The organism is Bifidobacterium myosotis (assembly GCF_002259745.1).
Lineage (GTDB): Bacteria > Actinomycetota > Actinomycetes > Actinomycetales > Bifidobacteriaceae > Bifidobacterium > Bifidobacterium myosotis.
The window spans coordinates 193672-207518 of record NZ_MWWW01000005.1 but is presented as its reverse complement, the minus strand read 5'-3'; the positions used below and the strand labels follow the sequence as shown (position 1 = coordinate 207518).

Genomic DNA, 13847 nt, shown 5'->3' with positions numbered 1-13847 from the left:
TTATCATCGTTGTGCAAGGAGTCACATTCGAGGGCTCCCGCACTGCGGCGGCAACGACGCGACGCAATCCGATGCGAAAGCGAGGACATCATGAACACAACCGACGATCAGCGGAAGAACGGCGATCCGATCGTCTCCCCGTCCATGCCGACGACGGCATGGCTCGCCGACCCGCGCGTGTACGCGGTCCACCGGCTCGACGCCCATTCCGACCATGCGTGCTGGTCGTACGCCCCCTCCGGCGGCGAGGGCACGGATCTCACGCAGAGCCTTGACGGCGAATGGCGGGTCCGCGTCGAGACGGCGCCGGCGAACAGCTTCCCCGACGGGACGAGCGACGGGCCGGATTGGATCAGCGACGTGTCGCCGCTGTTCGCCGCGCCGGGCTTCGACGACTCGTCGTTCCCCCGCGTGCGGGTGCCCTCGCATCTGGAGACCGCGGGGCTTCTTGACCCGCAGTATGTGAACGTGCAGTACCCGTGGGACGGCCACGAGGACCCGAAGGCCCCGGCCATCCCCGAGCATGGTCATGTGGCGGTCTACCGACGCAAGTTCGCCGCGGAGGGCGCGGTCGCCCAGGCCATCCGCGAGGGCCGCACGGTGACGCTCACCTTCCAGGGCGCGGCCACCGCCATCTACGTGTGGCTCAACGGCGCGTTCGTCGGCTACGCCGAGGACTCCTTCACGCCCAGCGAGTTCGACGTGACGGACGTCGTCAGGAAGGACGGCAACGTGCTGGCGGTCGCCTGCTACGAGTATTCGAGCGCGAGCTGGCTGGAGGACCAGGACTTCTGGCGGTTGCACGGCCTGTTCCGCTCCGTCGAGCTCAACGCGAGACCCGCCGCCCACGTCTCCGACATCCACGCCGAAGCCGATTGGGAGCCTGCCACGTCGATCGGATCGCTCTCGCTGGACGTGCTGATCGACGGCGCCACGAACGCCGCGACGGCCGACCTCGCGTTGCGAGACAAGAACGGCACCATCGTCTGGCGCACCGCCACGGAAGCGGCCGGAACGCTGCACGCCGAAGCCGAGATCGACGACGCCGCCCCCTGGAGCGCCGAACGCCCGGACCTGTACGAATTGTCCGTCACCCTGCTCGACGCGGACGGCACGGTTCTGGAGACCGCGCGCACCCGCATCGGCTTCCGGCATGTGGCCATCGAGGACGGCGTCCTCAAGCTCAACGGCAAGCGCCTCGTGTTCCGCGGCGTGGACCGCCACGAGTTCGACTGCCGGCGCGGCCGCGCCGTCACCGAAGAGGACATGCTGTGGGACATCCGCTTCATGAAGCGCCACAACATCAACGCGGTGCGCACCTCGCACTACCCGAACCAGTCACGCTGGTACGAGCTGTGCGACGAATACGGCATCTATCTGATCGACGAGACCAACCTGGAGACCCACGGCAGCTGGAACAGCCCCGGCGACATCCCCGTGGGCACCTCCGTCCCCGGTGACGACGAGGCCTGGCTGGGCGCATGCATCGACCGGCTGGACAGCATGATCATGCGTGACCGCAACCATCCCAGCGTACTCGTCTGGTCGCTGGGCAACGAATCCTACGCGGGCGAAGTCCTCAAGGCCATGAGCATGCACGCGCATCGGCTCGACCCGGGCCGTCCCGTCCACTACGAAGGCGTCAACTGGAACCACGCCTACGATGGGATCAGCGATTTCGAAAGCCGTATGTACGCCAAGCCGGACGAGATCCGCGACTGGCTCGAACACGGCGACGAGCGTGGCGCGGCGAACAAGCCGTTCGTCAGCTGCGAGTACATGCACGCCATGGGCAACTCGTGCGGCGGCCTGAGCGAGTTCATCGACCTCGAACAGTACGAGCGCTACTCCGGCGGGTTCATCTGGGACTACATCGACCAGGGGCTCGTCCAGCGCCTGCCCGACGGGAGCGAACGACTCAGCGTCGGCGGAGAATGGGGCGACCGGCCGACCGACTACGAATTCGTGGGCAACGGCATCGTGTTCGCCGACCGCACGCCCAGCCCCAAGGCGCAGGAGGTCAAGCAGCTGTATTCGCCGATCAAGCTCACCCCCGACGGACACGGCGTGACCATCGAGAACCGCAACCTGTTCATCGGCACCGACGATTACGTGTTCGCCGCACGGCTCCTCGAAGACGGGCGCGAGATCTGGCACGCCGACTACCGGTTCGACGTGGCCGCCGGAGACACCCAACGCCATGACATCGCCTTCCCCGACATCGACACGGACGGGAATACGCGCGAGGTCACCTACGAGGTCGATCTCCTGCTCGCCGAAGCCACTGCATGGGCGCCGGCCGGCTACGAGCTCGCGTTCGGCCAGCTTACCGGCACTCTCAACCCCGAACGGGACATCACCGAGACCGATTATGACGACGACGGCCGCGCGACGGTCACGCTCGGCCGGTGGAACGCGGGCATCCGCCGCGACGACGAGGAAATCCTCCTGTCGCGCACCCAGGGAGGCATCGTCTCCTGGACGCGGGACGGACGGGAAATGGTCATCCGTCGCCCTGAACTCGTCACCTTCCGCCCTCTGACCGACAACGACCGCGGTAACCGTTCCGGATTCGACCGTGCAGCATGGTTCGCGGCCGGCCGCTACGCCATCGTGACCGATACGAGCATCACGCAATCCGACGACGGAGGACTCACGGCCGAATACCGGTACGAGCTCGCCGACCCGGGCCACACGCCCGTGACGGTCGCCTACCGCATCACGTCCGACATGCGCATGCGATTGACCGTCGAATACCCCGGCGGTGTCACCAACGCCGCCAGCCTGCCCGCGTTCGGTGTCGAATGGGAACTGCCCGGCGAATACACGCAGCTGCGCTACTACGGACCCGGCCCCGAGGAAACCTACCGCGACCGCAAGCAGGGCGGCAAGCTCGGCATCTGGGACACCACCTCAGAGGCGAGCATGGCGCCGTATCTCATGGTGCAGGAAACCGGAAGCCACGAGGACGTCCGCTGGCTCGAAGCCACCGACATCCAAGGCCACGGATTGCGCGTCAGCCAGCGCGGCGACCGTCACTTCACGGCCAGCCTGCTGCCATGGAACACCTACATGATCGAAGCCGCGCGCCGCCATGAGGACCTGCCCGCCCCGCGCCACAACTACCTGCGTCTGCTCGCGGCGCAGATGGGCGTCGGCGGAGACGACTCCTGGGGAGCCCCCGTCCACACGGCCTACCAGCTGCCCGCAGGCAGGCCGCTCACCCTCGACGTGAACCTCGAACTCATCTGACCGGCAACGGGCGGCGGCATGCACCACCATGCCGCCGCCCGTGCATATTCCCCAAAACACACCCACAGAAAAGAGACAATCAATCATGGCTGAAGTGATCATCGTCAAGAACGAGGAGGAGGCCGGCGAGATCTACGGCCGTTGCGTGGCGGACCTCATCAAGGCCAAGCCGGACGCGGTGCTGGGACTCGCCACGGGCTCCAGCCCGCTGGCCGCCTACCAGGCCCTCGCCAAGATCGTGCATGAGGAGCACATCGACGTCTCCAAGGTGCGCGGCTTCGCGCTCGACGAGTACCTGGGCTTGCCGCTCGACCACCCGCAGTCCTACCACTCCACCATCCACCGCACGGTCGTCGAGCCCCTGGGCCTCGACCCGGCCAAGGTCCACGTGCCCGGCGACGTGCTGAACGGCGCCCCGCTCGAAGACGGCGACAAGATCGCCGCCGCCGGCCCGGCCTACGACGCGGCCATCGAGGCCGCGGGCGGCATCGACGTGCAGATCCTCGGCATCGGCACCGACGGCCACATCGGTTTCAACGAGCCCGGCTCCTCGCTCGCCTCCGGCACGCGCGTGAAGACCCTGGCCGAGCAGACGCGCATCGACAACGCCCGCTTCTTCGACGACGACATCAACCAGGTACCGACCCACTGCATCACGCAGGGCATCGGCACGGTCCTGAAGGCCCGTCACCTCGTGCTGCTTGCGTTCGGCTCGGGCAAGGCCGAGGCCATCGAGGAGACCGTCGAGGGTGGCGTGAGCGCGTTCTGCCCGGCCTCCGCGCTGCAGCTGCACCCGCACGCCACGATCATCGTGGATGAGGAGGCCGCCAGCCGCCTGCGTCACAAGGACTACTACCGCTACGCCTTCGCCCACAAGCCGGCCTGGCAGGGCATCTGACGGCAATCGAACGGTTCGGGCTCCTTCTTTCTCCGCAAAGAAGGAGCCCGAACGCATATAGGAAGGAAATCATGACACAGGACAGAAGTGAGATCGTCGCGCACGTGACGGCGGCGTTGGAGGGCGAGGCCCGTCCGGTCGCGATCCGCGGGGCTCGCAAGGTGGACGCCCGCGGCGAGCAAAGCGGATATTGGGTGGTCTCGGACGCGCGCGGCGTGATCGTGGCCACCGGTTTCGCGGCGGCGGACGGCAGCGGCGAGGAGGCGTTCGAGCACGCCTGCCGCACGGTCGGCATCGACCCGGCCGCTCCATCGGGTTCGGACGGTGCGGTTATTGATGCGGACGGCCGCATCCTCACGCCCGGCTACGTGGACATCCACGCCCATGGCGCCTGGGAGAAGAGCTTCGACGACGGCCCGAACGGCATCGACGTGGCCCGCGCTGGCCACGCGGTGCACGGCACCACCCGCCAGGTCCTCTCGCTCATCACCAACCCGATGGACGTGATCTGCCGCAACATCCGCACCGTGCGCGAGAAGATGGCCACCCGCCCCGACATCCTCGGCTGCCACCTCGAAGGCCCGTTCCTCGCCCTGAAGCGCAAGGGCGCGCACGACCCGAACTGCCTCAAGGACCCGGTGCCCGAACTCGTGGACCGCATGCTCGACGCCTCGGGCGCCGACCCCGCGGCCGGCAAGCTCGGCTGCATCCGTCAGATCACCATCGCCCCCGAACTGGAGCACGGCATCGGCGCCATCCGCCAGTTCGCTGCCGCCGGCGTGGTGCCCGCGGTCGGACACTGCGACGCCGACTACGCCACCGCCCAGGCCGGCTTCGACGCGGGCGCCGGCATCATGACCCACATGTTCAACGCGATGAACGGCCTGCACCACCGCGAACCCGGCCCCATCCCGGCCGCGGTCGAGGACCCGCGCGTCACCATCGAGCTCATCAACGACGGCTTCCACGTCCAGAACCCGATGGTCAAGCTCGGCTTCGGACTGGCGCCCCACCGCATCGCGTTCGTCACCGACGCGATGGCCGCCACCGACTGCCCCGACGGCGCGTACAAGCTCGGCGAGCTGGACGTGAACGTTGTCGACGGGCATGCGCGCCTCGTGTCCAACGGCGCCATCGCCGGCTCCACGCTCACCCTGGAGGTCGCGGTCCAGCGCGCGGTCAACGAACTCGGCTTCAGTCCCGTCGCCGCCGTCGAGGCCGCCACCCTCACCCCGGCCCGCGCCTTCGGATTCGACAAGGCCAACCCAGTTACCGGAGCCCCGCTCGGCCTCATCGCCCCCGGATACGCCGCCGACCTCAACCTCCTCGACCCCGCCGACTGGACCGCCCGGCACGTCTGGTGCGCCGGCCGCCAGGTGAAGTAAATTCCTTCCAGCAAAATCGACGCCGGTGCCGCCCGTCTTCGAGACGACGTCTTACGCCTGAGGAACGAAGCTTGCGCGCGGCACCAGCTCGGTCGTCAGCAGGATGTGACGACGCACCCGCCGCTCATGCTTCAACCCATCAATCAAGGTGGAGAACGCCATACGGGCCAACTCCCTTTGATCGATCGCATACGAACTCAGCGACGGCGACGTGTACCGGGCGATTGACTGGTTGTTCACACTCACCACGGCCAACTCGTCGGGAACTGCCACGCGCAGTGCGTTCAACGCCTGCAACGCCCCCACCGCGAGCACGTCGGCAGCCACGATCAGACCATCGGGCATGCTGCCGGCCTCACGATGATCGGCCACCAGTTGCTCCGCGAGACGATAACCGTTCTCCACGGTGAACGTGCCGGACGAATACACTAATCCGTCCGTTTCCAATCCCAAGTGCGCAGCCCACTGGCGGAACGACAGTTCGCGGATATCCTCGGGATAGTCATGCGTGCCCATGATGCTGCCCACGCCACCGAGAAACGCGATGCGTCTGCGGCCCGCCGCGATCATCGCGTCCAAGGCATCCAGCATCGTCTGCGACAGATCGGGCCGTACGGAGTCGAACAGGTGCGGTGCCGGATTCGTGTCGATGCACACGCCATGTGGGAGTGCCGCATGCAGGGCGCGCAGGTCTGTTTCGGGAAACACCGTGGCGCCCACGGTGATGAACCCATCGAACTCCGCTGCGCGTTCCGTCAGCTCGTGTATGGACCGGATGAACGTGGGCTGGTCCAATTCCATCGACCCCGCACACTCCGCAAGGACCTTCCGCAGATCGGAGAAGTATGCGTCCTGCAGCTCCTCCCCGGACGGAGGGGCGTCCAGCACAGCGATCGCGGGACGGAACACGTTGCGGTATCCCAGCTCCTCGCATACGCGCAGCACGCGCCGTCGCGTCTCCTCCTTGATGGAGAACGATGGGTCGTTCAGCAAGCGCGACACCGTGCTCTGCGACACTCCGGCCCGTTCCGCGACCTCCTTGAGCGTGGCCATGACATCCTCCCCGCAAACTTTAGTAAAGAGTTTTACTACAGCATAACCCGGGAAGGCATGGTTAGCGGCATTGGCGGCGTGGAAGTTTACCCATGACTGGTAGACTGCACATGTCCCGACAAAGGGGCAATGCATAGGATGGCGGGTATATCTCAGCTGACATGCCCGCCATTCTGAAGATTCTTCCGCTGCGGATTCCTTTTCTGACTTTTTCAGATCTGCAAATATGTAACGGCAAGTACAGATGCTTCAGTGCTGCTGCACATATGCCGATGACGGCTCGACCAACTTCGCACTCCGGTCTGATTCCGCTGAGTGTGGCGCTATGAATCGAAGAGGCGAGTTTTTGCTTGTTCCTTCCCTTTTCACTGCCCAGACTGGGAAACAGTCTTCCTATACCTATGCGGGGCAACGAGGTTCCTCTGTCCGCCGCTATCCTGCTGGTTTTCCCTGACGATGAGGTCAACGGAGGCCGTTGCCTATCGGGCTCCTTGATCGTCGTCAGAGGAGGCCGTCGTGGATTTGTTGAATCAGGTGCTTCAGTTGTTCGTCAGGTTCGCCACTATCGGTGGTGGCTTGTGGCTGGTGTGGGGCGCCGTTACCTTCGGTGGCGGTCTGAAGGATCATAACGGGCCGCAGACGCAATCGGGACTGTGGCAGATCGTGGGTGGAGGCATGATCATCGCGGCTGCGCAGATTTTCAACGCGGTGGCTCTGGGCTGAGCTGATTCGGGGCCTGCCGTGGAGGACTTCATCGTAGCCATGCTCAACATGATCGGCGGCGGAGGCGCCGGTTCGATCACAGCCGGGCTGTTATCTCAGGCGCCGGAGACGTGGAATCCCGCTCTTTACCAGTTGGCGGTGAACGTGCATGGAGTCGCCGTCAAGCCTCTGACATCGGTGGTGCTCGCGGTCATGTTCACGTTGGAGCTGGCGCGTAACTCGACGCGCATCGAGTCGGACCGTGATCTAGGTGTGAAGATCGTTGCCGGCACCATGTTCAAGATCGCGTTGGTGTTCATCGCCGTGCAGAACGCCAGTCTATTCATTCGGATGTTCAATCAGGTCACGCAGTTCCTCATGCAGGGAGTGTCTTCTCAGATGTCGTATGAGGCGACGGGCGACGGCGGTCAGCTGGGCGATCTGATGCGTGACCAGATTCGCGATGCCGGGGTGATGGGGCAGGCGGCGTTGTTCTTTCTGCTGGTGATCCCGTGGCTGTTGTCCCAGTTGGCGTCGGTGGTGTTCACGGTGGTGCTGTATGTGCGGTTCATCGAATTGTATGCGTTGACGGCGTTCCAGTCGTTGCCATTCGCGTTTCTGGTGCATGAGGACACCAAGCCGATCGGCGTGGGTTTCTTCAAGTCGTATGCGCGCACGTCGGTGAATGCGGTGTGCGTGTTCATCTGTCTGGTGTTCTATCAGCGGGTCGTGGTCGATGCCGTGAAGATCCCGGATTCCGCGGACAAGGGCATGGTGGCGTGGGTGACGGGCAACTTCGGCAATCTCATGATGGCGGGCATCCTGCTGTTCTTCGTGATCGCGGTGAGTCAGCGTGTCAGCCGGGCCATAGCCGGCGGCGAGTAGCCGCCTACCACAACCGGGGCCAATCAGGGAAAGGATTCTTTCATGTTGCAGATGCGCGTATATAAGGAGATCGCCAATGTCGAGGCGAAGGTGATGTGGGGGCTGAGCTGGCGCCAACTGGCGGCCGCCGCATGCATGCTCGTCCTGGGCGGAGGTGAGGCGGCGTTGTTCTGGTCGTTGGGCTTGTCCGATCTGGGGTCGTATCTGCTGTTTGCGGTTTGCCTGCCGTTCGCGCTGTGGGGTTGGTGGCGTCCGAAAGGGCTGAAGCCTGAACGGTATCTGGGATACATGCTGCGCCAGCGTTTCGGTCCGAAGGTCTACCTGCTCGAACCCTATGTTCCCGCGAGGTTTCCCGGCAAACCGTCGTTGAAAGAGAAGGCCCGTAGACGAATCAGGGGAAGGCAGGTACGTCGTCATGTCTGACATCAGTGGCAGCAAGGCGGTCAAAGGCAACGGTAAGCGACATGGAAAGGTCGGGAACAGGCGGTCCGGGAATCGTCGCATGCCTCGTTCGTCGAAGGAGTTGCTTGGCTATGATTCGATGCTGTCCAATGGCATCGTGTTCCTTGGCGGCGACCGGTGGAGCGTGTCGCTGCGGATCAGCGACATCAATTATCAGGTCGCGACCCAGGATCAGCAGCTGGATGTCGTGGACCGGTGGGGTCGTTTCCTGAATTCGATCGGCGAGAACATGGGAGTCCAGATCACGGTCGCCACGCGCATGCTGGATCCCGAGGAGGTGACGCGCAGTATCGCCATGTCGCTTCGGAGCGATGCGTTGGATGGATTGCGCGGGGACTTCAACCGCAATGTGCGTCGGCGTCTCGCCGGGCGTTCGCAGGGCGCGGTGACGGACAAGTATCTGACGTTGACGTTGCGTGAGCGGGACGGGGAACGGGCGGTCACGCTGCTGAACCGTGCCGCGTTGCGTGCCACGGCGCAACTGCGGTCGGTGGGCGGCTGCGTCGGCGTCCGCTTGAACCGGCAGTCGCGTCTGGCGGTATTGCACGGGATGCTGCGGCACGGTGTCCGGTTCTCGTTCACCGAGGATGGCTTCCTGAAATCGCATGGCATGTCCACGAAGGATTATGTGGCCCCGTTCGCCGTGGATGTGTCGGATCGCCGTCGGCTCCGGTTGAGCTCGGGCACTGCGGAGGTGTGGCATCAGTGTCTGTTGGTGCGTGACTTCCCGGATTATCTGAGCGATCAACTAGTGTCGTCCATCACGGACATCAAGGCGGATATCACGGTCGGCATCCATCTGTCCCCGCGGGGCAAGGCCGAGGGGTTGAAGCTCGTGAACCGGACGATCGCCGAAATGGATATGCAGGCCATCGACGAGCGGCGCAAGAACCGCAAACAGCATCTGCCCGAGGACATGCTGCCTCATGATCTTCAGGAATCCATGACTCAGGCGGGTGAGCTGCGTGATGATCTGGAGCATAACGGCGACCGTCTGGTGGATTCCCTCATGATCGTGGACGTGTCGGCGGGCAGTCGCGAGCAACTGGACCAGACGGTTCGTGACGTGACGGCCGCAATCGATGGGCAGTCGTGTGTGGCCGAGACCTTGGCCTACATGCAGGTGGAGGGGCTGAACGCCGTACTGCCGTTGGGGAATCCCCTGCCGCCGATGCGTCGCACGCTGACCACGTCGAGCGCGGCGATTCTGGTGCCGTTCACGTCGCAGGAGCTGTTCGAGCCGGGCGGGGTGTTCCATGGGGCGAACGCCCGCACCGGCAATCCCGTGGTCATCGACCGTACGAAAGGCATGAACGGCAACGGATTCGTTCTGGGTACGACCGGGTCGGGCAAGAGCCAGGCGGCGAAGAACGAGATCACCCAGATCTATCTGACCCGTCCGGACGATGATCTGATCGTCATCGACCCGGAACGTGAGTTCACGCCGTTGTGCACCGGTCTTGGCGGCGAGCGAGTCGAGATCGGGGAATCGTCGCGCGCGCATATCAACGCTTTGGATATCGAGTATGAGGATGATTCCGAGGGTGATCCGATACGGTCGAAATGTGCGAGCGTGCTGAACATGCTCGGCGTGCTGATCGGCGGACAGGACGGCATCGACCGCATGCAGCGCAGTCTGATCGACCGTACGGTCATCGGCATGTATCGCGAGGTGCGGGAGCATCCAGAACTGGGCATGCCAACGCTCGTCACCCTGCATGACCGTCTCACGGCTTTGAATGAGCCAGGTGCCCATGATGCCGCGCGAGCATTGGAGATCTACGCGACCGGCAGTCTGAACGCCTTCGCCCATGCCACTGATGTGAATACGTCCAGCCGGTTCCTGGTCTATGACGTTTCCGGTCTGGGAGCGGAGTTGCGCACATTCGGTATGCTCGTCGTCCTGGATCAGATATGGAACCGGGTCGTCAGGAATCGCCGTCTCGGCCGGCGCACCTGGCTGTGGGTGGACGAGTTCCATCTGCTGTTCTCGAACCGGTATGCGGCCGAATACTTCCTGCGCCTGTACAAGCGCGCCCGTAAATGGGGTTTGTGCCCCACCGGCATCACGCAGAACATCGAGGAGCTGCTGGCCAACCAGGATGCGCGTCTGATGCTCGCGAACAGCGACTTCCTGTTGCTGCTGAACCAGACCGCCACGGATGCCGACGCCTTGTGCGAGCTGCTGAAGCTGTCCGATGAACAGCGGGCGTTCTTCACCGGGGTGCAGCCCGGTCAGGGCATGGCTAAGAGCGGCACTGCGTTCATACCGTTCGATGGGCGTATCGATGCCGATAGTCTGCTTTATCGGTTGTATACCACGAAATTCGAGGATCGGAAACCCGAATGAGACCCGTCACCTCCGACTCATTCCACGCCACACGCAATCTCGTTCGACCGAACGGCACGATTCATGGCTTGAAAGTCCGTCATGTCAGCGGACTCTCCCATGGGCCCGTGCTGGCCGGGCTAAAACAGCCACAAACTATCATCAGGAACAGTGAATCCGAAGCATCGCACCCGATCGGCACAACAACCGTCAGCGCTTTGAACCGTGGTGTGAAAGCGACACGATCCGTGCTTGAATCGCAATCGACACAGACGGAGACCAGCGAGGACGACAACCCATTATCACCAATGGCCCCCGTAAGCCGGATATGCGACGGCGTGACCGGTATTATTCGCACAAGACATGCGGCAAGAGGTTCGACGGCACGTGCCGCGGCAGGAAGAACGGCTTCGGCTCGTGTCAGACGTGCGAGGCGCTCCGGCAAGACCGTACGATCGGGCGTCCAAGGGGCCAAATCCGCTGCCAGAGCCTCGACGCAGATTGCGAGACAAGTCACGCAGACGGTTTCTCGGGCCGTAACGGCGGTGAAAGCCGGGATCGCAGCATCGGCATCAGCTGCGGTCGGTGTCCCGTTTCTGCTGGGCGCGGTGGCGGTGCTGATGGTCTTCAGTCTGCTGTTGTGGTTCATCCCCACCGTTGCCGTTGGAGATGACGGCGGTTGTGAAGCCAGTGTGATCGAGGTCCCGGACGAGGCGAAACCATGGGTGAGCGAGGCGGCTCGATCGAGCGGATTGAGCGCGGATTTCATCGCGGCGATCATGAAGCAGGAATCCGGTTTCCGACCGGATGCATATGCCGACGACAGCAACGGAGGAACCTGGGGATTGCTGCAGATGAACAGGAGCGTATGGCGCGGCGTGCACCCCGAAGGCGCCGACCAGACACCACCTGAAGGCATCACCGAGCCCATGGTCCACGCCCATTACGGCGGCATGTATCTGAAAAACCGCTTGGAAGGCGTCAAACAACTCAAGGCCAAGCACCCGGGCATGCCGTTCGCCGAGCTTGACGACCTGACGGCTTTGGTCATCGCCCATAACGCGGGCGAAGGCAACCTCATGAGGTACCCGGATATTCCCAACATCACCAAACGGTATCTCGACAACGTGAAGCCGGCGATTGATGCGGGAGGCGGCTGTTCGGCCACGGCAGGACGAACCATCGGCAAGCTCACGCCACCGTTGGTCATGCAGTCTGGCACTCTGAACGTGGATGTGGCGGCGACCGGCACGCCCGTGGGCAAGATCACCACCTATGAAACCGGCCAATGCACATGGTGGGCGGCCGCCCGCCGATTGCAGATCGGCAAACCTGTGGACGGTTACATGGGCGACGGCTGGATGTGGGCGTCAAGCGCCAGAAAATTCGGATACCCGACGGGCGGCGGCATACAGCTCGGCGACGTGGCGAGCTTCGCCAAAGGCTATCTCGGCGCAAGCGCCGATTACGGACACGTCGCCATCGTCGAGGAAATCAAGGACGACGGCAGCATCGTCGTCAGCGAATCCGGCGGCGGCCTTCCATACGCATGGCTCAGGACCCTTACCAAGGAGCAGGCCAACAATCCCAGCATCACTTACATCCACTAATCCCGAGGGAAGGAAGGAAGCATGCGCCGCATCAATCCCAAGCTTGACCCTTGCGAGCTTTCCGATCTTATGAGCGATTCCGCCAACTGGGATCTCCTCATGCAAATCCGCAATCATCCCAGTACATGGCCGGAACTCGACCAGTGGGCTGCGCATGCCATTGCAGACCCTGAAACCGCTGGGGCTCCACCGGAACCGTTGACAGACGGAAAACCCAAGCACCGGCTGCTTCCCATCACACCCATCATCGATGATGAGCTGCCTCGCGATGCACGGAACAACAGCACTCCCGTATCCAAGCTTGACAAACAGAAGGGAACGACGATAGACACACCAATGGGGGTAGGGGAACATGCCAAGGATGATGTGTCCTTGGCAGAAGATTCATCGGCTGACAGCACGGATGAGGTGGCCGTCCATCGGCATATCCCTTTTACCCACATCGCCGGCATCATGCTCGTTCTGGTCATCGCAGCAGGATCAGCCGCAGGCCTTGTCATGGCGAAGAAGAACTACGACCATCAGGCGGCGCTCACGTCATGCAATCACGCAATCAAGCAATCTGACATAGTGCGGATTGAATGGAACAAGGCATTGAAACAGGCGGAACCATATGCGAAGTTCCAGGATAAAGACGTGCGGGATCCCAAGTCTTTGGAACTGCTTGGCAAAATCATGCAATATCAACCATCGATCTCAACAGAAAAATGCAATCCGAGTCTGACGGCCGACCGTCTCGATCGCACTCGTGCAGAAATAGGGAGAGCGAATAACCAGCTCAGAACCCAGATCAGGAACCTGCATGACACAGTTGACACGGTCAAGGCATCACAGGAACAACAACAGATCGACAACGCACAGAACGCACTGAGCCAAACCATTGAAGACGCCGATAGGTTCTACAAAGAATCCGCGAACAAGGTCAGAGACGACAACACCCGCGCACGACTCAATGAGCAGATCACCCATGCACGACTCATGATGCGCGACCATCAGGATCTTGATGTCTATAACAGAACCATCCAGGACCTCAACGAAGTCATGCAAATCGTCCGGGATTCCATGACGGCTGTAGTAGAGAACGAGGAAATATCCGAGGCGGGCCGTTCGGATGGTTCCACGCATCCAGGATCGGATTCCCAATCATCGAACCGACAACCCGCACCATCAGCGGAAGGTTTATCCCAGCCAGTCACGCGAGGCAATCCCACTTGGGACGTACCTGGGCAATCGGCAACCCCCTCATTCCCCGACCGGCTGGGATAGTACTG

10 protein-coding genes are annotated in these 13847 nt (G+C 62.9%); 9 read left to right on the top strand and 1 reads right to left on the bottom strand.

Annotation, left to right across the window (positions count from 1 at the left end):
- Positions 1-90 precede the first annotated feature (90 nt).
- The 3 genes from lacZ (at position 91) to nagA (ending at position 5535) form a co-directional block, all read left to right on the top strand.
- Positions 91-3252 carry a beta-galactosidase, LacZ type gene (gene lacZ, locus BMYO_RS03660; protein ID WP_055427682.1) on the top strand — a complete coding sequence of 1054 codons (3162 nt, stop codon included), beginning with the start codon at positions 91-93 and terminating at the stop codon, positions 3250-3252.
- 85 nt (positions 3253-3337) lie between these two features.
- Positions 3338-4150 (top strand): glucosamine-6-phosphate deaminase, encoded by an 813-nt coding sequence (gene nagB, locus BMYO_RS03655; protein ID WP_055427681.1) that lies wholly within the window; start codon positions 3338-3340, stop codon positions 4148-4150.
- A gap of 71 nt (positions 4151-4221) precedes the next feature.
- A complete protein-coding gene (gene nagA, locus BMYO_RS03650; RefSeq protein WP_055427680.1) occupies positions 4222-5535 on the top strand; it encodes an N-acetylglucosamine-6-phosphate deacetylase in 1314 nt (437 codons plus the stop codon).
- A gap of 51 nt (positions 5536-5586) precedes the next feature.
- Here nagA and BMYO_RS03645 read toward each other — a convergent pair whose 3' ends face one another.
- Positions 5587-6588 carry a LacI family DNA-binding transcriptional regulator gene (locus BMYO_RS03645; RefSeq protein ID WP_055427679.1) on the bottom strand — a complete coding sequence of 334 codons (1002 nt, stop codon included), beginning with the start codon at positions 6586-6588 and terminating at the stop codon, positions 5587-5589.
- A gap of 516 nt (positions 6589-7104) precedes the next feature.
- On the opposite strand from BMYO_RS03645, the gene BMYO_RS03640 reads away from it, so the two are divergent.
- The 6 genes from BMYO_RS03640 (at position 7105) to BMYO_RS03615 (ending at position 13842) form a co-directional block, all read left to right on the top strand.
- Complete coding sequence (locus BMYO_RS03640; RefSeq protein WP_025263185.1) at positions 7105-7311, top strand: hypothetical protein; 207 nt, start codon at positions 7105-7107, stop codon at positions 7309-7311.
- Between the two features lie 18 nt (positions 7312-7329).
- Entirely contained in the window at positions 7330-8175 is an 846-nt protein-coding gene (locus BMYO_RS03635; protein WP_055427678.1) for a VirB6/TrbL-like conjugal transfer protein, CD1112 family, read from the top strand.
- Between the two features lie 42 nt (positions 8176-8217).
- Positions 8218-8598, top strand: a complete 381-nt coding sequence (locus tag BMYO_RS03630; protein WP_055427677.1) for a PrgI family protein — start codon at positions 8218-8220, stop codon at positions 8596-8598.
- 79 nt (positions 8599-8677) lie between these two features.
- Entirely contained in the window at positions 8678-10987 is a 2310-nt protein-coding gene (locus BMYO_RS03625) for a VirB4-like conjugal transfer ATPase, CD1110 family (RefSeq protein WP_233428114.1), read from the top strand.
- Positions 10984-12576, top strand: coding sequence for a CHAP domain-containing protein (locus tag BMYO_RS03620; RefSeq protein WP_094667177.1), 1593 nt, complete (start codon positions 10984-10986; stop codon positions 12574-12576). Before BMYO_RS03625 ends, BMYO_RS03620 begins: the two co-directional genes overlap by 4 nt.
- A 21-nt stretch (positions 12577-12597) precedes the next feature.
- A complete protein-coding gene (locus BMYO_RS03615; protein WP_233428112.1) occupies positions 12598-13842 on the top strand; it encodes a hypothetical protein in 1245 nt (414 codons plus the stop codon).
- Positions 13843-13847 lie beyond the last annotated feature (5 nt).